The 21,101-nt window shown below is 63.2% G+C and carries 17 protein-coding genes; 11 read left to right on the top strand and 6 right to left on the bottom strand.

The genetic code is table 11. The features are described 5' to 3' along the window. Nucleotides 1-42: 42 nt before the first annotated feature. From WIN67_RS14635 to WIN67_RS14620, 4 genes are read right to left on the bottom strand one after another with little or no spacing between them, the layout of a single operon-like run. On the bottom strand, nt 43-1,239 hold the full coding sequence (locus WIN67_RS14635) for a hybrid sensor histidine kinase/response regulator (protein WP_102879596.1): 1,197 nt from the start codon (nt 1,237-1,239) through the stop codon (nt 43-45). After that, complete coding sequence (locus tag WIN67_RS14630; RefSeq protein WP_339071555.1) at nt 1,233-1,838, bottom strand: chemotaxis protein CheB; 606 nt, start codon at nt 1,836-1,838, stop codon at nt 1,233-1,235. The genes WIN67_RS14635 and WIN67_RS14630 overlap by 7 nt, the downstream gene beginning before the upstream one ends. Continuing rightward, a complete protein-coding gene (locus WIN67_RS14625; protein WP_222933699.1) occupies nt 1,835-2,677 on the bottom strand; it encodes a CheR family methyltransferase in 843 nt (280 codons plus the stop codon). The genes WIN67_RS14630 and WIN67_RS14625 overlap by 4 nt, the downstream gene beginning before the upstream one ends. Further along, nucleotides 2,650-6,144, bottom strand: a complete 3,495-nt coding sequence (locus WIN67_RS14620; RefSeq protein ID WP_339071554.1) for a response regulator — start codon at nt 6,142-6,144, stop codon at nt 2,650-2,652. The genes WIN67_RS14625 and WIN67_RS14620 overlap by 28 nt, the downstream gene beginning before the upstream one ends. A 253-nt stretch (nt 6,145-6,397) precedes the next feature. On the opposite strand from WIN67_RS14620, the gene WIN67_RS14615 reads away from it, so the two are divergent. From WIN67_RS14615 to WIN67_RS14580, 8 genes are all read left to right on the top strand, one after another. Beyond that, nucleotides 6,398-6,757, top strand: coding sequence for a response regulator (locus WIN67_RS14615; RefSeq protein WP_102865187.1), 360 nt, complete (start codon nt 6,398-6,400; stop codon nt 6,755-6,757). Nucleotides 6,758-6,842: 85 nt separating this feature from the next. Continuing rightward, a complete protein-coding gene (locus tag WIN67_RS14610) occupies nt 6,843-8,141 on the top strand; it encodes a glycosyltransferase (RefSeq protein ID WP_339071553.1) in 1,299 nt (432 codons plus the stop codon). A gap of 180 nt (nt 8,142-8,321) precedes the next feature. After that, entirely contained in the window at nt 8,322-9,227 is a 906-nt protein-coding gene (locus WIN67_RS14605; RefSeq protein ID WP_102865190.1) for an AraC family transcriptional regulator, read from the top strand. A 220-nt stretch (nt 9,228-9,447) separates the two neighbouring features. Beyond that, nucleotides 9,448-10,296, top strand: a complete 849-nt coding sequence (gene efeU / locus WIN67_RS14600; RefSeq protein ID WP_110651566.1) for an iron uptake transporter permease EfeU — start codon at nt 9,448-9,450, stop codon at nt 10,294-10,296. Between the two features lie 10 nt (nt 10,297-10,306). Then, nucleotides 10,307-11,506, top strand: coding sequence for an iron uptake system protein EfeO (gene efeO / locus WIN67_RS14595; RefSeq protein ID WP_296410834.1), 1,200 nt, complete (start codon nt 10,307-10,309; stop codon nt 11,504-11,506). Between the two features lie 15 nt (nt 11,507-11,521). Further along, on the top strand, nt 11,522-12,835 hold the full coding sequence (gene efeB, locus WIN67_RS14590; RefSeq protein WP_339071552.1) for an iron uptake transporter deferrochelatase/peroxidase subunit: 1,314 nt from the start codon (nt 11,522-11,524) through the stop codon (nt 12,833-12,835). 35 nt (nt 12,836-12,870) lie between these two features. Continuing rightward, nucleotides 12,871-13,695 carry an iron uptake system protein EfeO gene (gene efeO, locus WIN67_RS14585; protein ID WP_339071551.1) on the top strand — a complete coding sequence of 275 codons (825 nt, stop codon included), beginning with the start codon at nt 12,871-12,873 and terminating at the stop codon, nt 13,693-13,695. Nucleotides 13,696-13,930: 235 nt separating this feature from the next. Further along, a complete protein-coding gene (locus tag WIN67_RS14580) occupies nt 13,931-15,130 on the top strand; it encodes an MFS transporter (RefSeq protein WP_102879606.1) in 1,200 nt (399 codons plus the stop codon). 234 nt (nt 15,131-15,364) lie between these two features. Here the strand turns inward: WIN67_RS14580 and pssA are convergent, their stop codons facing one another. After that, nucleotides 15,365-16,708: a CDP-diacylglycerol--serine O-phosphatidyltransferase gene (gene pssA, locus WIN67_RS14575; RefSeq protein ID WP_102865196.1), complete on the bottom strand. Its 1,344-nt coding sequence runs from the start codon at nt 16,706-16,708 to the stop codon at nt 15,365-15,367. Between the two features lie 235 nt (nt 16,709-16,943). Between pssA and WIN67_RS14570 the strand changes: the two genes are divergently transcribed. Both WIN67_RS14570 and WIN67_RS14565 read left to right on the top strand, forming a co-directional pair. Then, a complete protein-coding gene (locus tag WIN67_RS14570) occupies nt 16,944-17,507 on the top strand; it encodes a TetR/AcrR family transcriptional regulator (protein WP_102865197.1) in 564 nt (187 codons plus the stop codon). Between the two features lie 58 nt (nt 17,508-17,565). Next, nucleotides 17,566-18,051 carry a nuclear transport factor 2 family protein gene (locus WIN67_RS14565; RefSeq protein ID WP_339071549.1) on the top strand — a complete coding sequence of 162 codons (486 nt, stop codon included), beginning with the start codon at nt 17,566-17,568 and terminating at the stop codon, nt 18,049-18,051. A 202-nt stretch (nt 18,052-18,253) separates the two neighbouring features. Here WIN67_RS14565 and sfnG read toward each other — a convergent pair whose 3' ends face one another. After that, nucleotides 18,254-19,348 (bottom strand): dimethylsulfone monooxygenase SfnG, encoded by a 1,095-nt coding sequence (gene sfnG, locus WIN67_RS14560; RefSeq protein ID WP_102865199.1) that lies wholly within the window; start codon nt 19,346-19,348, stop codon nt 18,254-18,256. 377 nt (nt 19,349-19,725) lie between these two features. Here sfnG and WIN67_RS14555 point away from each other — a divergent pair, with 377 nt between their 5' ends. Beyond that, on the top strand, nt 19,726-20,961 hold the full coding sequence (locus tag WIN67_RS14555) for an acyl-CoA dehydrogenase family protein (RefSeq protein ID WP_339071548.1): 1,236 nt from the start codon (nt 19,726-19,728) through the stop codon (nt 20,959-20,961). Nucleotides 20,962-21,101: the final 140 nt, after the last annotated feature.

Genomic DNA, 21,101 nt, shown 5'->3' with positions numbered 1-21,101 from the left:
CCATTGGGTCACGCAGAGGTTGCGTGAGCATTACGCTTTTAGTCATTCGTCGGTCGTCGACAAGGGCAGGCTCACGCGAAACAGCGCGCCCTCGCCAATCCGGCTTTCAACACTGATGGTGCCGCCATGGGCAGTGACGATCTGCTCGGAAATAAACAGCCCAAGCCCAAGGCCCGCCGCCACGTGGCTGGCGCTGACCCGCTCGAACTGCTGGAAAATTCGCTTCTGGTTCTCTTCGCTGATGCCAATCCCATGATCGCGCACCTCGACCCGGGCCTCGCCGTCCTGGGCATAGACCCGGACTTGGATGGGGCTCTTGGCCCCGTAGCGCAAGGCATTGGTCAGCAGATTGGAAATCACCTGTTCGATGCGGAATTCGTCCCAGTGGCCTTGCAACGGCTGCTCGGCTTCCAGGCTCAGGGACGATTGCGCAGCTTCCACCTGGGGCGCGAAGTTCTCCACCAACCCGCGTACCAGCTGCGCCAGGTCAAACCGGGACGGGCGGATCGACAGCTTGCCAGTGCGAATCCGCGAGATGTCCAGCATGTCTTCGATCAGGCGGATCAGGCTTTTGATCTGGCGCTCGTCGCGATCCACCATGGCGTGCATCTTGTCCAGGCTGAAGGCGGCAGCGTTCTCCCGGGCCAGGTGCATCTTGCGCAGCTGGGTTTCCAGGATCAGGCCATTGAGGGGCGTGCGCACTTCATGGGCGACGATGGACATGAAGTCATCGCGCATGCGCACCGCCTGCTCCAGCTCGTTCTGGGTGGCCTGAAGCTTGTTGAGCAACGCCTCCTGCTCACGCCGGCTCTGCTCCAGGGCCTCGACCTGCTGCTTCATGGCCTTGCTCTGGCGGTACAGGTCGACGAACACATTGACCTTGCTCTTCACCGCGTGGATGTCCAGGGGCTTGTGCAGGAAGTCCACCGCCCCGCTCTCGTAGCCCTTGAAGGCGTAGTTGAGCTCGCGTCCGGCAGCACTGACGAAAACGATGGGGATGTGCTTGGTCTTCTCGGTGCCGCGCATCAACTCGGCCAGCTCGAAGCCATTCATGCCCGGCATCTGCACATCGAGGATGGCCATGGCGAACTCATGCTGGAGCAGCAGCGACAAGGCCTCGTCGGCCGACAGCGCCTTGTACACCAGGCGGTCCTCGCGCTTGATCAGCGCTTCCAGGGCCAGCAGGTTCTCCGGCAGATCGTCGACGATCAGCAGCTTGGCTTGAATAGTACTTAACATGAGGTTCGTTCCAGCTCGGCAAGCAGACGGCTGATGCCGCGCAAAGGGAGAATGTAATCCGGTTGCTGCAGGGCCAGGGCCGCTTCCGGCATGGTCGCGACCTGGGCTTCGCGGGGGTCCTGGACAATGGTCAGGCCGCCCTGGCGCTTGATCTGCGCCAACCCCCAGGCGCCGTCCTGGTTGGCCCCGGTCAGCAGCACGGCGGCCAGGCTATTGCCGTAGGCATCAGCCGCGGATTCGAACAGGTAGTCGATGGCAGGACGGGAATGGTGCAGCCGCTCCTCCTGGCTCAGGGACAGGCTGCGATCCTGCTCCACCGACAAGTGATAACCGGGGGCAGCGAAGTACAAGGTGCCGGGGACGATCTGCTCCTTGTCCTCAGCCTCCTTCACCGACAGCGCCAGGCGCCGGTCGAAGATGTCCGCCAACTGGCTGCGACGCTCGTCCGGCAGATGCAGGACCACGATCACCGGCAGGCGAAAGTCCTGGGGGAAGTCACTGAACAGATTCAACAACGCCTCCACGCCACCGGCGGATGCGCCCACCACAATGGCCTCGACCCGTGGCCAGAGGTTGTGTCCGGCAGTCTGCTGGTTCATGTCTTGCGGTAGATCCGTTCTTGTTTGACCAAGGGTTCGAAGTGCTTGCCGTAGGCAGAAAAGTCCAGGGTCTCCTTGCTGCCCAGCACCAGGAAACCCCGATGGCAGAGCGACTCATGGAACAGTCCGAAGGCCCGATCCTGCAATTTTTTATTGAAGTAAATCAATACGTTACGACATGAAATCAATTGAGTTTCAGAAAATACGCTGTCGGTCGCCAGGCTGTGGTCGGCGAAGGTCACGTTTTCCCGCAGGCTCTTGTCGAAGATCGCGTAGTCGTAGGCTGCGGTGTAGTAGTCGGCAAAGGAACGCTGGCCGCCGGCCTGCTGGTAGTTGTGGGTGTAGGCCCGCACGTTCTCCAGGGAAAAGATGCCTTGCTTGGCCTTCTCCAGGGAGCTGGGATTGATGTCCGTGGCATAGATGATGGTGCGTTCCAGCAGCCCTTCTTCGCGCAGCAGGATGGCCATGGAATAGACCTCTTCCCCGGTGCTGCAGCCGGCGATCCAGATCTTGATCGACGGGTAGGTCTTGAGCAGCGGCACCACCTCCTGGCGGATCGCCAGGAAGTGCGACGGGTCGCGAAACATCTCGCTCACCGGAATGGTCAGGAACTGCAGCAATTGCATGAACGCCGTCGGGTCGTGCAGCACCCGCTCCTGCAGCGCGGAAATGGTCTTGCACTCGAACTGACGCAAAGCGTGGTTGACCCGGCGCTTGATCGAAGCACCGGAGTAGTCGCGGAAGTCGTAGCTGTATTTGAGATAAATAGCTTCGATCAGCAAACGCAGTTCGATCTCGGTATTACGCTCCACTAAATTCTTTCCATCTTCGGCAGCCATACGCGGATAAGGGAAAACAGCCGGTCAAGGTCAATGGGCTTGGCCAGGTAGTCGTTGGAGCCGGCCTGCAGGCAGCGCTCCTGGTCATCCTTCATGGCCTTGGCGGTCACGGCGATGATGGGCAGCTTGCGCCAGCGCGGGTCCTTGCGGATCTGCGCCGTGGCTTCGAAACCGTCCATCTCCGGCATCATCACGTCCATCAGCACCAGGTCGATATCCTCGACTTCATTGAGCCTGGCGATGGCCTCATGGCCGTTACGGCCGATCACCACCACCGCGCCCTTGTGTTCCAGGGCGCTGGTCAAGGCAAAGATGTTGCGCACGTCATCATCCACCAGGAGGATCTTGCGCCCCTCGAAGACCTTGTCGCGGCTGCGGGCGGTCTTGAGCATCTTCTGCCGCTCATGGGACAACTGGGATTCGACTTTGTGCAGAAACAACGTCACTTCATCCAGCAGGCGCTCCGGCGAGCGGGCGCCCTTGATGATGATCGAACGGGAATACTTGCGCAGCTCGGTCTCTTCATCCCGGGTCAGGTTGCGCCCGGTATAGACGATCACCGGCGGGAAGGAGCAGATGTCCTCGGTGGACATGCGCTTGAGCAGATCGTTGCCGAGCATGTCCGGCAGCTTGAGGTCGATGACCATGCAGTCGTAGACATTCTCGCGCAGCAGGTCCAGGGCATCCTGGGCCAGGCCCACGGCGGTGATCTCGATATCGTCGTCGCCGATCAGCCGGGCAATGCTGTCGCGTTGCAGGTCGTCGTCCTCCACCAGCAGCACGCGCTTGACCTTCTGCGTCAGCTTGGCTTCCAGACGGGCGAAGACGTCCTTGAGCTCCTCGCGGGTGGTGGGTTTCACCGCGTAGCCCACGGCGCCCATGTGCATGGCCGCTTCCACCCGGTCTTCCACCGAGATCACGTGCACCGGGATGTGCCGGGTCTGGGCATGTTCCTTGAGGCGTTGGAGCACGGTCAGGCCGGAATGGTCGGGCAGGCGCATGTCCAGCAGGATGGCGTCCGGGATGTACTGCTCGGCCAGGCTGTAGCCCTCGTCGGCGCCATGGGCCACCAGGCAGTGGTAACCCAGTTCGTGGGCCAGATCGAAGAGGATATGCGCAAAATTCGGCTCATCTTCCACCACCAGGATGCAGCGGCTGCTGAATGGGGCCTTGTCCCGGTCATCGGCAAAGCGCGGGATCTCACTGCCAGGCACTTCAGCCACCGGCAACGGCGCACTGGGTGCAACAGGCGCCGCCACCGGCATCATTGCAGGTGCTGGCGCCAGCACCGGCTCGGCCGCCTCGCTGTACTGCTCTGGCAGCACCAGCGTGAAAATGCTGCCCTGCCCCGGCTCACTGCTGACGCTGATGGAGCCACCCAGCAAGGTCGCCAGATCCCGGGAGATCGACAGCCCCAGGCCAGTGCCGCCATAACGCCGGTTGGTGGTGCCGTCGGCCTGGCGGAAGGCTTCGAAAATGCTTTCCTGCTGGTCCTGGGCGATGCCGATCCCCGAATCCTGCACGACAAAGGCGATACCGCCCCCCGGCTGAGCACCAACGCTCAGGCTGACCTGGCCCCTTTCGGTGAACTTGACCGCGTTGGACAGCAGGTTCTTGAGTATCTGTTCGACCCGCTGGCGATCCGTGAACAGCCTCTGTGGCGCCCCCGGTTGCAGCTCCACCTTGAAGGCCAGGCCCTTGTCCGCGGTCAACGGCTGGAACAGGCTGCGCAGGCCGTCCACCAGGCGCGGCACGCTGGCATTTTCCGGACGCACTTCGAGCTTGCCCGCCTCGACCTTGGAGATATCCAGGATGTCATTGATCAGGTTCAGCAGGTCGTTGCCGGCGGAATAGATCGACTCGGCGAACTTGACCTGCTCGGCAGTGAGGTTCTCCTGGGGGTTTTCCGCCAGCAACTTGGCCAGGATCAACGAACTGTTGAGCGGTGTGCGCAGTTCGTGGGACATGTTGGCGAGGAATTCGGACTTGTACTTGCTGGAGCGCTGCAGTTCTTCGGCGCGCTCTTCAAGCTGGGTCTGCGCCTCGTTCAGCTCGCTGTTCTTGCGGTCCATGGCGTCGCGCTGCTCGGCCAGGATCTGCGCCTGCTCGGCCAGCTGTTCGTTGGTCTGTTCCAGTTCCACCTGCTGCGTTTCCAGGTGCACCTGGGACTCCTTGAGAATCCGCGACTGCTCCTCCAACTCCTCGTTGGCGGTCTTCAATTCTTCCTGCTGCACCTGCAACTCTTCGTTGAGCTGCTGGGTTTCGGCCAGCACTTCCTGAAGGCGCTGGCGGTAGCGCGCAGCTTCGATGGAGGTGCCGATATTGCCGGCAATCAGCTCCAGCAACTCCACATCGCGATCGCTCAGCGCCCGCAGGAAGCCCAGCTCGATCACGCCATTGACCCGGTCGTCATCACGGGTCGGCACCACCAGCACGCTGCGCGGCGCGCCCTCGCCCAGGCCGGAGCTGACCTTGAAGTAATCCACCGGCACATCGTCCAGGCGGATCAGGCGCTTGTGCTGCGCGGCCTGGCCCACCAGGCCCTCATCGCCATACAGCGACTGCTCTTGCTGCTCCAGCTCACGGGAAAATCCATAAGAAGCCACACGCTTGAGGCCGCCGTGATCTTCACGGACATACAGCGCCGCCACCGGTGTCCCCAGGTATTGGGCGCAGAACTGGAGGATATTGCGCCCCAGCAGGTTCAGGCTCAGTTGGCCGAGCATCTGTTCGGCCAGTTCGGTCTGGCCGTTGCGCAGCCAGGCCTGCTGTTCCAGGCGCCGGGCGCTGTTTTCCTGGGCCTCGAGGTTGTCGCTGTAGCTTTTGGACAGCGCCAGCAGATCCCGACGCCCGACATAGGCCAGCAAGCCGCTGATGCCCACCACGAACAACAGGTACAGGATCACGCTGAAAATGGTGGTGCGGCTGACGCTCTCATTACGCTCCAGGCGCAACTGCTGCTCCATGCCCACCGCATCCTCGTATTCCTTGCGGATCTCGTCGGTCAGGCGCTTGCCCCGCCCGGCCTGCACCGCGCCACGGTAGTCGCCGTTCTGCCGACGCAGCTCGATCATGCTCAGGGAGAAGTTGTTCCACTCCAGCTGCAGGGCTTCCAGGCGCTTGAGGCGGTCGACCTGCTGCGGGTTGTCGGCGACCAGATCACGCAGCCCATTGAGCTCGCTGAGGATGCGTGGCTTGGCCACTTCATAAGGGTCGAGGAAATGCTCATCGCCGGTGATCAGGAAACCGCGCATGCCGGTTTCCAGGTCGATGGTCAGGCGCGCCGCCTCATTGAGATTGTTGATCACCCGGTCAGTGTGCTGCACCCACTGGATGACCGAGAGCAGGTAGGTGATCAGGGACACGAAAAAAACCGCGCTGAGCACGCCTACACCGAGGGGCAGGCTGATGTTGCGGGTCAGCAGCTTGCGAAAACTCTGTTCATCAACCGATGACGGACGGATCATTTGATGGACCTTGGCGCAGGAAAAAAAACGAAGTTTGCCCCACATTCGGCCATCGCAGCTATTTTTTATAACCCATGGGTTCACAACTGCGATTGGACCTGCCCTGGGACAAGGGAAGCGGTTATTCTTGCCGGCGCTTGTACAACAGCCTTTTTCTGTACAGCTTCGGGAACTTGTGGCCAGTCGCCACTTACTGATGCACAGGGCCGCCTGTCGCAGCGACCCGTACCACCCATTTCTTGAGAGAGTCCCTATGCCCGCCAGCGTCTCCACCATCCTAGTCGTCGAAGACGATGCCATCGTGCGCATGCTGATTGTCGATGTTCTCGAAGAGCTCGAATTCAGCGTCCTGGAGGCTGATGGCAGTGACGCCGCGCTGAGCCTGCTGGAAAACCCGCAACAGACCATCGACCTGCTGATGACCGACGTCGGCCTGCCCGGCATGAACGGCCGTGAACTGGCCGAACGCGCCCGGCAACTGCGTCCGCACCTGCCGGTGCTGTTTGCCAGCGGCTATGCCGAGTCCATCGACGTGCCTGCCGGCATGTCGGTGATCGGCAAGCCCTTCTCCATCGATCAGTTGCGGGACAAGGTGCGCAGCATCCTCGGTTGAGCCCGGCGGCGGCCTGATCCGCCGCTGGCGCGCTGTGGTTTAATGGCGGCCTTTTTTTGCCCTTGCCTGCCAGGAATCGCCCCTCATGAGTCCCACCGCCGCAACCAAAGTCCTGATCATTGGTTACGTCTGGCCCGAACCCCGCTCCTCCGCCGCCGGCGGGCACATGATGCAGATCCTCCAGAGTTTCCTCGACCAGGGCTGGGAGCTGACCTTCAGCAGCCCGGCCAAAGAGGGCGAACACAAGGAGGACCTGGCGGCCCTGGGTATCCGCGAATGCCCGATCGAGCTCAACAACAGCAGTTTTGACCGCTTTGTCGCCGAACTGGCCCCGGACATCGTGCTGTTCGACCAGTTCATGATGGAGGAACAGTTCGGCTGGCGGGTCGAGCAACACTGCCCGAATGCCCTGCGGGTCCTGGAAACCTCGGATTTGCAATGCCTGCGCCATGCCCGGCATCAGCGCCTCAAGGATCAGCTCAAGGCCTGCGCCGACGACGATGACTTCAGCGCCCTGTTCACCCAGGCCGCGGCGCAAGAGTTCCAGCACATGGCCGACACCGACCTGGCCAAGCGCGAGATCGCCGCCATCTACCGCTGCGACCTGAGCCTGATGATCTCCGAGGTGGAGATCGAGCTGCTGGTGCAGCAGTTCCGCCTGCCTCCGGCGCTGCTGCACTGGTGCCCCTTGATGCTGGAACAACTGCCGCAGGACTTCCCGCCCTTCGAACAGCGGGCGCACTTCCTCAGCATCGGCAATTTCCGCCACGCGCCGAACTGGGACGCCGTGCTCTGGATGAAAAACCGCGTGTGGCCACTGATCCGCCAGCAACTGCCTGGCGCGCAACTGCACCTGTACGGCGCCTACACCCCGCCCAAGGCGGCAGCCCTGCACAACCCGGCCCAGGGCTTTCACATCATGAACTGGGCGCAAGACGCGCTGCAGGTGATGAGCGCCGCGCGGATCTGCCTGGCGCCCCTGCGTTTTGGCGCCGGGATCAAGGGCAAGCTGCTGGACGCCATGCTCTGCGGCACGCCCAGCGTCACCACGCCGGTGGGCAGCGAATCCATGTCCCAGGATGGCCTGCCCTGGCCGGGCGCGGTGGCCGAATCGGCCAGCGCCCTGGCGACCGCGGCCGTGCGCCTGTACCAGGACCAACAGTTGTGGGAACAGGCCCAGACCGATGGCCGGCGGTTGCTTGAGGCGCGCTACCGCCAGCAAGTCCACGGCCCGGCGCTGATCCAGCGCCTGCAAGACTGCCGCCAGCACCTGGAGCAGTTGCGCCGGGACAACTTCACCGGCGCCATGCTGCGACACCACCATCACAAGAGCACCCAATACATGGCGCAATGGATCGAAGCCAAGAACCGCCCTGCCCCATGACCCCCTGCTCCTACGGGCGAGACACGCAAACTCCCTGTAGGAGTCGGCTTGCCGGCGAAGAGGCCCGCAAGCCCTGCATCGCCCTCAAGGACCTCTTCGCTGGCAAGCCAGCTCCTACTGGTGCGCGGGCGGGGCACAAGGCATTATCAGCGCGGCCAACAACAAGAACAGTCCCGCGCCATGAGTCGAACCGGCAAGATCAGCGACCCCTCCTACGAGTTGATGGACGACCATAACGGCCTGTCGATCATCTATCGCCAGCACGGTTTCCCCTGCCCCCTGGTGCGCTGGCACTTCCACAAGGAATACGAACTGCACCTGATCGTCGCCAGCTCCGGCAAGGTGTTCATCGGCGACTACATTGGCAACTTCTATCCGCAGACGCTGTTCCTGACCGGCCCCAACCTGCCCCACAACTGGATCAGCCAGGTGGCCGAGGACGAGGTCGTGGCCAAGCGCGACATGCTGGTGAACTTCACCGACGAACTGTTCGACAGCGGCAGCCAGGTGTTCACCGAACTGAAGAACCTCAGCCCACTGCTGGAGCGGGCGCAATACGGTATCGAGTTCCGCTGCAAGCACACCATCGCCCAGGCCCTGCCCCTGATGCAGCGCATTGCCGATTCCAGCGGCATCACCCGCCTCGGCCACTTTTTCATCCTCATGGAACTGCTGGCGGCCTGCGACGACTATCAACTGCTGTCCGGCGCCACCCGCGTGCAACTGGCGGATGAACACAGTGTCGACCGCACCAACCGTGCCGTGGACTACATCTTTGCCCACTACGCCCGAGAACTGCCCCTGGAGGAAGTGGCCCAGTACCTGGGGATGAAGCCCACCTACTTCTCCCGGGTGTTCAAACAGGCCACGGGGCGCTGCTTCATCGAGTTCGTCAATCGCCTGCGGATCAGCAAATCCTGCGAACTGCTGGCCGATGGCGACAAACCGGTGACCGACGTGTGCTTCGAGTCGGGATTCAACAACATCTCCAACTTCAATCGCCGCTTCCAGCAACTCAAGGGCATGACCCCTTCCCATTACCGCCGCCTGGCGGTGCAACGCCTGACCGAGCAGAACCTGGGCTGATCGCCCCGCCCCGTAGCAGTTGGCTTGCCAGCGAAGGCGCTCCAACGTCCTGCACAAGGCTCAGGGGCCCCTTCGCCGGCAAGCCGGCTCCTGCAGAGCGCGAACACTGGTAAATAAATCTCGTTCAGCCTAGGTTCAGCAGATGTCAATGATCTTCATTTGGCAATGAGTATCATTATGTTACAAGTTAGCTCCCTACCCATTGCCCCGCCGGTGCTGAATGCTTGTTCCATTTCTGATCATGCTGCGCGAAGGGATTGAAGCCGCGCTTATCGTTGGCATCATCGCCAGTTACCTGAAGCAGACCGGCCGTGGCCAGTGGATGCCCGCGGTGTGGATCGGAGTGTTTCTCGCCGCGGCCCTGGCCCTGCTGGTGGGCGGCGGCCTGGAGCTGATGAGCGCCGAATTCCCGCAAAAGCAGCAGGAACTCTTCGAGGGCATCGTAGGCCTGGTGGCCGTAGGCATTCTCAGTTCCATGGTGTTCTGGATGCGCAAGGTGGCGCGCTCCATCAAGCACTCCCTGCAAGCCTCCCTGGACCAGGCCCTGGCCGGCTCCCGGCATCAGGTCACGGCGCTGATCGCCATGGTGTTCTTCGCCGTCGCCCGGGAAGGCCTGGAAACCGTGTTCTTCCTGCTGGCGGTGTTCCAGCAGAGCGAAGGCCCGGGCGCGCCGCTCGGCGCCCTGCTGGGGCTGATCGTGGCGATCATCGTCGGTTTCCTGATCTATACCGGCAGCATGCGCTTGAACCTCGCCGCCTTCTTCCGCTGGACTGGGCTGTTCATCCTGGTGGTGGCCGCCGGCATCCTCGCCAACTCGGTGCAGGCCCTGCATGAAGCCGGGGTCTGGAACCACCTGCAGAGCGTGCTCTTCGATGTCAGCGCCAGCCTGCCCATGGATGGCCCTTTGGGCTCGGTGCTGGCCGGCATGTTCGGCTACCAGGACGCCCCCACCCTCAGCACCTTAGGCGCCTATGTGCTGTACCTGGGCGTGACCCTGGTGCTGTTCTTCCTGCCCGGTGGCGCCCCGGCCAAGGCGCCCGGCTCAGCATCTTCCGTTTCCAGTCAGTAAGGCTCCCTCAATGACCCAGCAAGCCTCTCCCCAGGCCTCGCCGCCCCGCGCCTTGCGCTGGGCGGTTGCCGGCTCGGTGATCGTCATGATCGCCGCCGGCGGGCTGTTCTATTACGCCTCACAACGGGCCGCCAGCAAGCGCCAGGCCCACCAGGGCGAAATCACCGTGACCCTCCATCCCCACAGCTGTGAGCCCAACGCGCTGACGGTGCCGGCAGGCCACGCCAGCTTTCGCATCGTCAACCGCTCGGACCGCGCCGTGGAATGGGAAATCCTCGATGGCGTGCTGGTGGTCGAGGAGCGGGAGAACATCGCTCCGGGCCTGAGCCAGGTGATCAACGCCACCCTGCAACCGGGTGATTACGCCATCACGTGCGGGTTGCTGAGTAATCCGCGCGGCACCCTGCACGTGACCCCGACCGCGCAGTCCGAGGCCCAGGCCAAGGCCCGGCCTTCGATGGTGGCCTTTATCGGCCCACTGGCGGAATTCCGGGTTTACCTGAGCACCCAAGGCGGTGCCCTGATCAAGGCGGTGAACGCTCTGCAACAGGCCATCGATGCCGGTGACCTGAAGCAGGCACAAGCCCTGTACCTACCGGCCCGCGCCGCCTACCAGCAACTGGCCCCGGCCGCCCAGCGCCTGGCCGAGCTGGACAACGCCATCAACGCCCGCGCCGACTATTTCGAACAGCGGGAACAGGACCCGGGCTTCAGTGGCTTCCACCGCCTGGAATACGGCCTGTTCCAGAAACGCGACCTGGCCGGCCTGGCTCCGGTCGCGAAGCAGCTGTCCAGCGACGTCTCGCGCCTCAAGGAGCAACTGCTGGCCCAAACCCTGGCGCCCGAACAACTGGTGAGCATCGTCGCACGCAACCTGCGCAGTCTTGCCGACCTGCGGGCCAGCAGCGGCGAGGAAGAACGCTACAGCCACAGCGACCTCAACGGCTTTGCCGCCAACCTGGCAACCACCCGCAAGGTCATCGACCTGCTGCGCCCCTTGCTGGCCAAGTCCGCTACCCGGTTGTTGCCCCAGATCGACAACGCCACCAATGCACTGGACACCCGGCTCGCCAGCCTGCGCGACGGCGCCGGCTACCTGGACTACGACAAGGTCAGCGCCGCACAACGCAAAGAGATCGCCGACAAGGCCAAGGCCCTGGCCGACGCTCTCGACGCCATCGATCCCGCACTCGGCCTCTCCGGCCTGTAACCAGACGAGTTTTCAATGAACGATTCCGATCCATCCAACCCGTGCTTTTCCGCCCAGCGCCGGCGCGTGCTGCTGGGCATGGGCGCCGCCGGAGTGGCCCTGGCCGGCAGCAGCCTGAGTGGCCCGGCCATGGCCGCCGGTGCCGCAGCCCAGGTCACCCAGGCCCCCAGAAGCGACAAGACCCAGGACCGCCACGACTACCACGGCCAGCACCAGAGCGGCATCGTCACCCCGCGCCCGACCTCGGGCATGCTGGTGTCCTTCGATGTGCTGGCCAGCGACCGCGATGACCTGGAGCGACTGTTCCGTACCCTCGACGAACGCATCGCCTTTCTCATGAGCGGGGGGCCGGTGGCCCAGGTCGACCCGAAACTGCCGCCCCTGGATTCCGGCATCCTCGGCCCGGTAGTGACCCCGGACAACCTGACCATCACCGTGTCGGTGGGCGAATCGTTGTTCGACGAACGTTTTGGCCTGGCCGCCGCCAAACCCAAGCGCCTGATCCGCATGGTGGGTTTTCCCAACGATGCCCTGGAGCCGACCTGCTGCCATGGCGACCTGAGCCTGCAGTTCTGCTCCAACACCGCCGACACCAATATCCACGCCCTGCGCGACATCGTGAAAAACCTCCCCGACCTCTTGCTGGTGCGCTGGAAGCAGGAAGGCAGCGTGCCGCCCCAGGCGCCGGCCAAGCCCGGGGAGCCAGCGCAGAGCGCGCGCAACTTCCTGGGCTTTCGCGACGGCTCGGCCAACCCTGACTCCAACGACCAGCAAGCCATGCAGCAGATCGTCTGGGTCCAGCCCGGCAGCGACGAACCGGCCTGGGCGGCTCACGGCAGCTACCAGGCGGTACGGATCATCCGCAATTTTGTCGAGCGCTGGGACCGTACCCCGCTGCAGGAGCAGGAAAGCATCATCGGCCGGGTCAAGACCACGGGCGCGCCCATGGATGGCCAGAAAGAAAGCCAGGTCCCCGACTACGCCCGGGACCCCCACGGCAAGCTGACCAAGCTCGATGCCCACATCCGCCTGGCCAACCCGCGCACCCCACAGACCCGGCAGAACCTGATCCTGCGCCGGCCGTTCAACTACTCCAATGGGGTCAACAAGAACGGTCAACTGGACATGGGCCTGCTGTTCATCTGCTACCAGGCGGACCTGGAAAAAGGCTTTATCGCGGTCCAGACCCGCCTCAACGGCGAGCCTCTGGAGGAGTACCTCAAGCCTACCGGTGGCGGCTACTTCTTCAGCTTGCCGGGGGTCACCGGCGCCGGCGATTTCATCGGTCGCTCGTTGCTCGAAGCCACCCGACCGAACACCACCGCCTGAACCCCATGACACTTCAACCCCCACGGAAAAGTCCCATGAAAAAGTCGCCCCTCGCTGTGTTGCTGACCCTTGGCTTGCTCCACGCTCCGCTGTCGGCGTTCGCCGCCGCTGCGCCCCTGGAGCTGGTGGGGCCGATCTCCGACTACAAGATCTACGTCACCGAGCAGCTCGATGAACTGGCCAGCCACACTCAAGAGTTCACCGACGCGGTGAAACAGGGCGACCTGGCCAGCGCCAGGAAGCTCTACGCACCGACCCGGGTCTACTACGAGTCGATCGAACCCATCGCCGAACTCTTCAGCGACCTGGACGCCGCCATCGACTCCCGGGTCGACGACCACGAGCAAGGCGTCAAGGCCGAAGACTTCACCGGCTTCCACCGCCTGGAATATTCGCTGTTCTCGGAAAACAGCACCGAAGGCCTGGGCGAGCTGGCCGACGGCCTGAACAAGGACGTCAAGGACCTGCAGACCCGCGTCGCCGGCCTGACCTTCCCACCGGAAAAGGTCGTGGGGGGTGCCGCCGCGCTGCTGGAGGAAGTGGCCGCGACCAAGGTCTCCGGAGAAGAAGACCGCTACAGCCACACCGACCTCTACGACTTCCAGGGCAACATCGACGGCGCTAAGAAAATCGTCGACCTGTTCCGTGGGCAGATCGCGAAACAGGACCCGGCCTTTGTCGCCAAGGTGGACAAGAACTTCGCCACGGTGAACAAGATCCTCGCCAAGTACAAAACCCCGGACGGCGGTTTCATGACCTACGACAAGGTCAAGGAAAACGACCGCAAGGCCCTGATCGGTCCGGTCAACACCCTGGCCGAAGACCTCTCCACCCTGCGCGGCAAACTGGGCCTGAACTGAGCCCGCCCTCACCAGAGCCAGCTCATGCAGGAGTTGGCTGGTGCAGGAATTGGCTGGCCAGCCAAAGCGACGCCCAGAACAACACAGGCCCCAATTGCCTCTTCGTCCTGGTCGCCCGCTTCGCCGACAAGCCGGCGCCTGAAGGGTGCTGCCATCACCGACGCAGATAAGGCTGGGCGGTTGCCCGTTATCCCGATAACGTTCACGGCCCAACGGCTTTCATGGAAGACCCACTATGTCTCGCTCCACAGCAGCGGCCACGCCGCTGGCTGCCAAACCCTTCTCGCTGCTGCCGCTGATGGCCGCCTACATGGCCTGCACCATGTCGATGATGGCCTTCGTCTCGCTGATCGGCCCGATCTCCCGGGCCCTGCATCTGGAAACCTGGCATGCGGGCGCCGCCGTGACCGTTTCCGGGGTGATCTGGATGCTCCTGGCACGCCCCTGGGGCCAGGCCAGTGACCGCTTCGGCCGGCGTCGGGTACTGTTGCTGGGCACCGCAGGCTTCACCCTCGCTTACTGGGCCCTGTGCCTGTTCATCGACCTGTCGCTGCAGTCGCTGCCCAGCGTCGCCATGGCCTTTCTCGGCCTGATGCTTGGCCGCGGGCTGATCGGCGCCTTTTATGCGGCGATCCCGGTGGGCGGCTTCGCCCTGATCGCCGATAACGTCGAACCCCAGCACCGCGCCCGCGCCATGGCCACCCTGGGCGCCGCCAACGCCGTGGGCTTGGTGGTGGGGCCTGCGGTGGCCGCCTTGCTGGCCCGCTACAGCCTCAGCCTGCCGTTCTACGCCATGGCGGTGCTGCCGCTGCTGGCATTTGTGGTGCTGCGCTACCAGTTGCCGCGCCAGGAACTGCACCTGGCCCATGCCCCGACGCGGGTGCGCCTGGGCGACCCACGGCTGCGCCGGCCCATGGTGGTGGCCTTTGTCGCCATGCTCTGTGTGTCGATTGCCCAGATCACCGTCAGCTTCTATGCCCTGGACCGGCTGCGCATGAGCCCCGCCGATGCCGCCCAGACGGCCGGGGTGGCCCTGGCCATGGTCGGCGTGGCACTGATCTGCGCGCAATTGGTGGTGCGCAAGCTGGAATGGCCGCCGCTGCGGATGATCCGCTACGGCGCCCTGCTGTCGGCGCTGGGCTATGCCGGCAGCATGCTGGTGGACAGCGCCTGGGGCCTGTGGCTGGCGTTCTTTGTCTCGGCGGCAGGCATGGGTGGAGTGTTTCCATCGTTCTCGGCCCTGGCAGCCAATGCCGTAGAAGCCTCGGAACAGGGCGCGACAGCTGGCAGCATCGGCGCGGCCCAGGGCCTGGGCGTGGTCATCGGCCCCATGGCCGGCAGCCTGATCTACGCCATCGAACCGCGCCTGCCCTACCTGCTGGCGGCGGTGTTGCTGGTACTGATCGCCATCTGGCCAACCCCCCGATCCCTGTAGCCGCTGCCGCAGGCTGCGAACGGCTCCGCAGGAGGCGTCGTTCTTCGGAGCGCTGAAGGTCCTGCGGACCTTTGCGCAGCCTCGCAGGCTCGGCAGCGGCTACAGGTGTTATCGCAGAGCTTTTGTAGCCGCTGCCGCAGGCTGCGAAAGGCTCTGCAGGAGGCGTCGTTCTTCGGGGCGCTGAAGGTCCTGCGGACCTTTGCGCAGCCTCGCAGGCTCGGCAGCGGCTACAGGCTACAGCATGCGGTAGAGCAGGCGTTCGATGCGCACCCGGCTGACCCGACGCAGGAACTTGCCCACCGCCTCGGGGTAGTCCACCAGGCTGTCCAGGTACTGGAAGTGCTCGATGCGCCGGGTATGGCGGTAGATCTCGGCCTGTTCGGCACGACGCGCCTCCAGCAACTCGCCCTTGGGATCGTCCAGCAACAGGGCGTTCTCCAGGTCCAGGCGGAAGGCCCGGGGATTGAGGTTGTTGCCGGTGAGCAAGGTGTAGCGCTCATCCACCCACAGGCCCTTGAGGTGGTAGGTGTTGTCGCCGTCACGCCACAGGTGCAGGTTGAGCAGGCCGCTGTCGATGACTTTCTGGTGGCGCTTGGCAAAGCGTCGCAGGCTGATCTCGTACAGGTAAGGCAGGGCCGCGATGACCTTGAACGGCTCGCTGGGCGGGATATAGAAGTCGTTGGCGGTCTTGTCGCCGACAATGATGTCGATCTTTACCCCGCGCTCCAGGGCCCGATTGATTTCCCGGGTCACCACCAAGGGCAGGTTGAAATACGGGGTGCAGATGGTCAGTTGCTGGCGGGCCCCGGCGATCAGTTCGCAGATGATCCGGTTCAGCGGGTTGCCCTTGCCGACGCCGAGCAACGGACTGACCGACAGCCCGCTCTTGTCCAGGCCACCAGCGGTGGTGTCGTAGGTGGCGTGCTTGAGGCGACTGCGCAGGTCACCGATGTCGTTACGCAGACTGCGGGTGGTCGGCAGGTTCGGCAGGTCCAGGCGATGTACCGCCCGCGACGCCACCAGGCCGTGCTGCACCAGATGGTGCATGGAGTCGGCCAGGGCGCGGTTGTGCAGCAGGTGGTAACGGTCGAAGCGGTACTTGTCGAACTTGTGCAGGTACACGTTGTTCAGGCTGGCGCCGCTGTAGAGCACGCAATCGTCGATCACGAAGCCCTTGAGGTGCAGGACCCCGAACAGCTCCCGGGTCTGCACCGGCACGCCGTAGATCGGCACTTCGGTGGCATGGGTACGGGTCATTTCCTGATACCAGGCCGAGTTGCCCGGCTGCTTGCCGGCGCCGATCAGGCCGCGCTGGGCCCGCAGCCAGTCCACCACCACAAGCACCTCGAGTTCCGGGCGCGCGGCCTTGGCGGCATGCAGGGCATCGAGGATTTCCTGACCGGCCTCATCCTGCTGCAGGTACAGCGCGACGATATAGATGCGCCGCCGGGCCTGGGCAATTTGCTCCAGCAGAGTGCGACGAAATTGCGCAGCGCCAGTCAGAGTGGTGAAGGCTTCGGCAGCCAGGGGGAAGCTACGCAGTTTGGGCAGCAAGGAACGTTTGAAAAGCGACGGCATAGGGCTCGCAGTGGCTCAAATCCAAAGAGCGCAAGAGCTTACACCATGGAACAGGCTGAGTCCCCTGTCAGCCCGTTCTGAAGTAACCGGCTTGCTGGCGCAAAGCATCTTGAGTCTTGCACTGCCCTGGAAATTACCTTGGCCGGCAAGCCAGCACCTGGGAGAAAGACCGCTGAATATAAAAGTTTGAATAACAGGATTGACCAAGGAGAACGATCGTTCTACTCTTTGCGCCATGAACGAAATCACTCCCTCTGAAACACGCGACATCATCCTCGACGTCACCGAGAAGCTGATCTACAAGAGCGGCATTGCCGCCACTGGCATGGATCTGTTGGTGAAGACCGCCGGGGTCTCGAGAAAGAGCGTCTATCGCTATTTCAGCAACAAGGACGAACTGGTGGTGGCCGCCCTGGAACGTCGCGACCAGCGCTGGATGCACTGGTACAGGACTGAAGTGGGCAAGGCCGAAGGCTCTGCACAGCGGCTGCTGGCGCTGTTCAGCGTACTCAGGGACTGGTTCGGGTCCGAAGGTTTCCGCGGCTGCGCCTTTATCAACACCAGCGGCGAGACCGGCGATCCCCAGGACCCGGTGCGCCAGGTGGCCAAACAACATAAACAGAAACTGCTCGATTACGTGACCGAGCTTTGCCAGGAACATGGCGTGCAACATCCAAAGGAACTGGCAGCGCAACTGCTGATCCTGATCGATGGCGCCATTACCGTTGCCCTTGTCATGGGCGATCACAGTGCTGCTGATAATGCGCAATGCATGGCGCGAAAGTTATTGGACCTCTGATTGTTTTAAACAAGAGCAACTGCTTTGTTTGAACAGCAACTTTTATTGGAGACAAGTCATGTCGTCTAACGCTCAAGTGCGCCCGCGCCCGCCCCTTCCACCTTTCACTCGCGAGTCGGCGATTGAAAAGATCCGTCTGGCCGAAGATGGCTGGAACTCCCGGGACCCGGAACGGGTATCCCTGGCGTATACCCTGGACACCCAATGGCGCAACCGCGCTGAGTTTGCCCACAACCGCGAAGAGGCCAAGGCCTTCCTCGCCCGCAAATGGGCCAAGGAACTGGATTACCGCCTGATCAAGGAACTCTGGGCCTTTACCGACAACCGCATCGCCGTGCGCTACGCCTATGAATGGCATGACGACTCGGGCAACTGGTTCCGTTCCTACGGCAACGAGAACTGGGAGTTCGACGAACAAGGGCTGATGGCCCGGCGTTTTGCCTGCGTCAACGACATGCCGATCAAGGCAACCGAGCGCAAATTCCACTGGCCCCTGGGCCGGCGCCCGGATGACCATCCAGGCCTCAGCGACCTGGGCCTGTAACCCACCCGCCCCCGTAGGAGGCGGCTTGCCAGCGAAAGCGTCCTCAAGCCTTGCACAAGACCCAGGGGCCCTTTCGCCGGCAAGCCGGCTCCTACAAGCAACCTCGCACAACACCTTCCCGTAGGAGCTGGCTTGCCAGCGAAGGCGTCTTCGAGGGCGATGCAAGGCTTGCGGGCCTCTTCGCCGGCAAGCAACACGCCATTCAAGCTGCGGCTTCTTGCTCCTTGAGCAGGGCCTGGGCTTCCAGCTCCCGCACCAACGGCAGTACGCGCTGGCCGAAATACTCAACCTCCTCCTGAAAATGCAGGAAGCCCGCCAGGACCAGATCCACCCCCACCGCCTTCAAGGCGACAATCCGTTGGGCAATCTGCTGCGGGGTGCCGATCAGGTTGGTCTTGAAGCCGTCGTTGTATTGCACCAGGTCCTCGAAGCTGGACTTGGCCCAGTTGCCCTCCCCCTCCGGTGAGGCCTTGCCGGCTTGCTTGGCTGCATCGCCAAAGGCATTCACCGCCTCCGGATCGGCCTTGTCGATAATCTCCGCCAGCACCGCCCGGGCTTCTTCCTCGGTGTCCCGGGCGATCACAAAGGCATTCACCCCGACTTTCACCGAATGCTGGTTGGCGGCGGCCTTGGCACGAATATCGTCAACCTGGGCCTTGATGCCCTCCACGCTGTTGCCATTGGTGAAGTACCAGTCCGACACCCTCGCGGCCATGTCCCGGGCCGCCCGCGAACTGCCGCCCTGGAAGATTTCCGGTTGCCCCAGGGGCTTGGGTTTGAGGCTGTAATTGTCGAAGCGATAGAAGTCCCCCTTGAAGGTGAAGTGGTCCTGGCTCCAGATCCCGCGCAGGGAACGGATGAACTCCTCGGAACGGCGATAACGCTCATCGTGTTCGAGCCAATGCTCGCCGATGGCCTGGAACTCGCCCTTGAACCAGCCGCTGACAATGTTTACCGCGATGCGGCCGTTGGTCAGTTGATCGATGGTCGCCAGTTGCTTGGCCGCCAGGGCCGGTTGCCAGGGCCCGGGCAGGATCGCCGCGATCACTTTGAGCTTGTCGGTTGCCGCCAACAGCGCATGGCTGAAGGCCACCGACTCATGCTGGTATTCGGCGCCGTAACCGGCGGTGAAGCGGATCTGCGTCAGGGCATATTCAAAGCCCGCCGCTTCGGCGATCTGCGCCAGCTTGCGGTTGTAGTCGATGCCCCAGTGGGTGCGCTGTTCGATCTTGCTCACCACCAGCCCGCCACTGACGTTAGGCACCCAATACGCAAATTTGACGGCTTGCTGACTCATGGTTCGGTCCTCGGGACTGATTAAGGTGCAAGGACCAGAGCAGCAAGCGTGCCAGCGCCCGACAGCGCCAGCGCAAGCCTTGTTCCGGAGCCCGGGCAAGGCACAGGCCCGCGGCGCAGGACCAGGCCCGCAGCGGCTTGCCAGGGTTGCAGGGGCGACTTCGTTGCCCCCGCAAGCGCCACTTGCAACAGCTGCGACAGGCCATCCAAAAAAACCTGCAATCAACCGATTTGTTGATCAACTGTTGCCCGGACAACAGTTGCCGGAGGCTCGTCCCCGCCCGCGCCCAGGCAAACCGGCACTGGGGATTCCGGCATGCTGTGTGCAATCAGCTTCGACACCTACTGTTTTTTACTGCCTGCCCCAGGAGCCACACCATGACCGAACATCAGGTAATCAATCCGCTGTCCTTAGGCGTCGACTACGAAGCCCTGGCCGAGCGCTTCCGGCCAATCTTCCAGAAGATCGCCGCCGGTGCCGTGGAGCGCGAGCACAGCCGCACTTTGCCTTATGAACCTATCCAATGGCTCAAGGAGGCCGGCTTCGGCGCGCTGCGGGTGCCGGTGGAATACGGTGGTGGCGGCGCCTCCCTGCCCCAGCTGTTTCAACTGCTGATCGAGCTGGCCGAGGCCGATGCCAATGTGCCCCAGGCCCTGCGCGGGCACTTCGCCTTTGCCGAGGATCGCCTCAATGCGCCCCCTGGCCCGGCCCGGGACCTGTGGTTCAAGCGTTTTGTCGAGGGCGATATCGTCGGCTGCGCCTGGACTGAAATCGGCGCGGTGGAGATTGGCCAAGTGATCACCAAGGTGACGCCGGACGGCGAAAAATGGCGCCTCAATGGCGAGAAGTTCTACAGCACCGGCAGCATTTTCTCCGACTGGATCGATGTCTACGCCCAGCGCAGCGATACCGGCGGCGATGTGATTGCCGCCGTAAGGACTCGCCAGAGCGGCATCCAGCAGAGCGATGACTGGGACGGTTTCGGCCAGCGCACCACCGGCAGTGGCACCTCGCGCTTTACCGACGCCGAAGTGGAGGCCGAGAACCTCATCGACTTCGCCACCCGCTTCAAATACCAGACCGCCTTCTATCAACTGGTGCTGCTGGCGACCCTGTCCGGGATCGGCCGCGCTGCACTGCGCGATGTGGCTCACGAAGTGCGGTTGCGCAAACGCATCTACAGCCATGGCAACGCACCGCAGGTCAGCGCAGACGCCCAGGTGCAGCAGGTGGTGGGCGAGATTGCAGCCCTGGTGTATGCCGCCGAGGCGGCGACAGTCCGGGCAGCAGCGCCGGCGCAACGAGCGTACCTGGCGCGCTTTGCCGGGGATCAGGTGAAGGAACGTGAAGCCAATGTGGCCGCGGAAATCGAATCGGCCACGGCCCAGGTGGTGGTGAGCGAACTGATCCAGCGCGCCACCAGCGAACTGTTCAATGCCCTGGGAGCTTCGGACATTCGCCAGGGCAAGGCCCTGGATCGGCATTGGCGCAATGCGCGGACCGTGTCGTCCCATAACCCGGTGATCTACAAGGCACGGATTGTCGGTGACTGGCGTATCAACGGCAGCGAACCGCCCTTTGTCTGGCAGATCGGCAACGGCCCGCAACGCTGACCCTTCCCTGCACCGTCCGTAGGAGCTGGCTTGCCAGCGAAGGCACCCTCTGATCGTGCGCAAGACTCAGGGGCTCACTCGCCGGTAAGCCGGCGCCTGGGATAGGGGAATCAGACCAAGGTCGAGGCGGTCGCGCAGCG

It is taken from the genome of Pseudomonas idahonensis (assembly GCF_037903935.1).
Taxonomy (GTDB): Bacteria; Pseudomonadota; Gammaproteobacteria; order Pseudomonadales; family Pseudomonadaceae; genus Aquipseudomonas; species Aquipseudomonas danubii.
This window is presented reverse-complemented; position numbering and strand designations above follow the sequence as displayed.

Coding starts and splice junctions, on each gene's coding strand:
- efeU (WP_110651566.1), top strand. CDS start 9,448: ATGCTTGTTCCATTTCTGATCATGCTGCGCGAAGGGATTGAAGCCGCG.
- WIN67_RS14605 (WP_102865190.1), top strand. CDS start 8,322: ATGAGTCGAACCGGCAAGATCAGCGACCCCTCCTACGAGTTGATGGAC.
- efeB (WP_339071552.1), top strand. CDS start 11,522: ATGAACGATTCCGATCCATCCAACCCGTGCTTTTCCGCCCAGCGCCGG.
- sfnG (WP_102865199.1), bottom strand. CDS start 19,348: ATGAGTCAGCAAGCCGTCAAATTTGCGTATTGGGTGCCTAACGTCAGT.
- WIN67_RS14630 (WP_339071555.1), bottom strand. CDS start 1,838: ATGAACCAGCAGACTGCCGGACACAACCTCTGGCCACGGGTCGAGGCC.
- efeO (WP_339071551.1), top strand. CDS start 12,871: ATGAAAAAGTCGCCCCTCGCTGTGTTGCTGACCCTTGGCTTGCTCCAC.
- WIN67_RS14580 (WP_102879606.1), top strand. CDS start 13,931: ATGTCTCGCTCCACAGCAGCGGCCACGCCGCTGGCTGCCAAACCCTTC.
- WIN67_RS14635 (WP_102879596.1), bottom strand. CDS start 1,239: ATGTTAAGTACTATTCAAGCCAAGCTGCTGATCGTCGACGATCTGCCG.
- WIN67_RS14565 (WP_339071549.1), top strand. CDS start 17,566: ATGTCGTCTAACGCTCAAGTGCGCCCGCGCCCGCCCCTTCCACCTTTC.
- WIN67_RS14615 (WP_102865187.1), top strand. CDS start 6,398: ATGCCCGCCAGCGTCTCCACCATCCTAGTCGTCGAAGACGATGCCATC.
- efeO (WP_296410834.1), top strand. CDS start 10,307: ATGACCCAGCAAGCCTCTCCCCAGGCCTCGCCGCCCCGCGCCTTGCGC.
- WIN67_RS14610 (WP_339071553.1), top strand. CDS start 6,843: ATGAGTCCCACCGCCGCAACCAAAGTCCTGATCATTGGTTACGTCTGG.
- WIN67_RS14570 (WP_102865197.1), top strand. CDS start 16,944: ATGAACGAAATCACTCCCTCTGAAACACGCGACATCATCCTCGACGTC.
- WIN67_RS14625 (WP_222933699.1), bottom strand. CDS start 2,677: ATGGCTGCCGAAGATGGAAAGAATTTAGTGGAGCGTAATACCGAGATC.
- WIN67_RS14555 (WP_339071548.1), top strand. CDS start 19,726: ATGACCGAACATCAGGTAATCAATCCGCTGTCCTTAGGCGTCGACTAC.
- WIN67_RS14620 (WP_339071554.1), bottom strand. CDS start 6,144: ATGATCCGTCCGTCATCGGTTGATGAACAGAGTTTTCGCAAGCTGCTG.
- pssA (WP_102865196.1), bottom strand. CDS start 16,708: ATGCCGTCGCTTTTCAAACGTTCCTTGCTGCCCAAACTGCGTAGCTTC.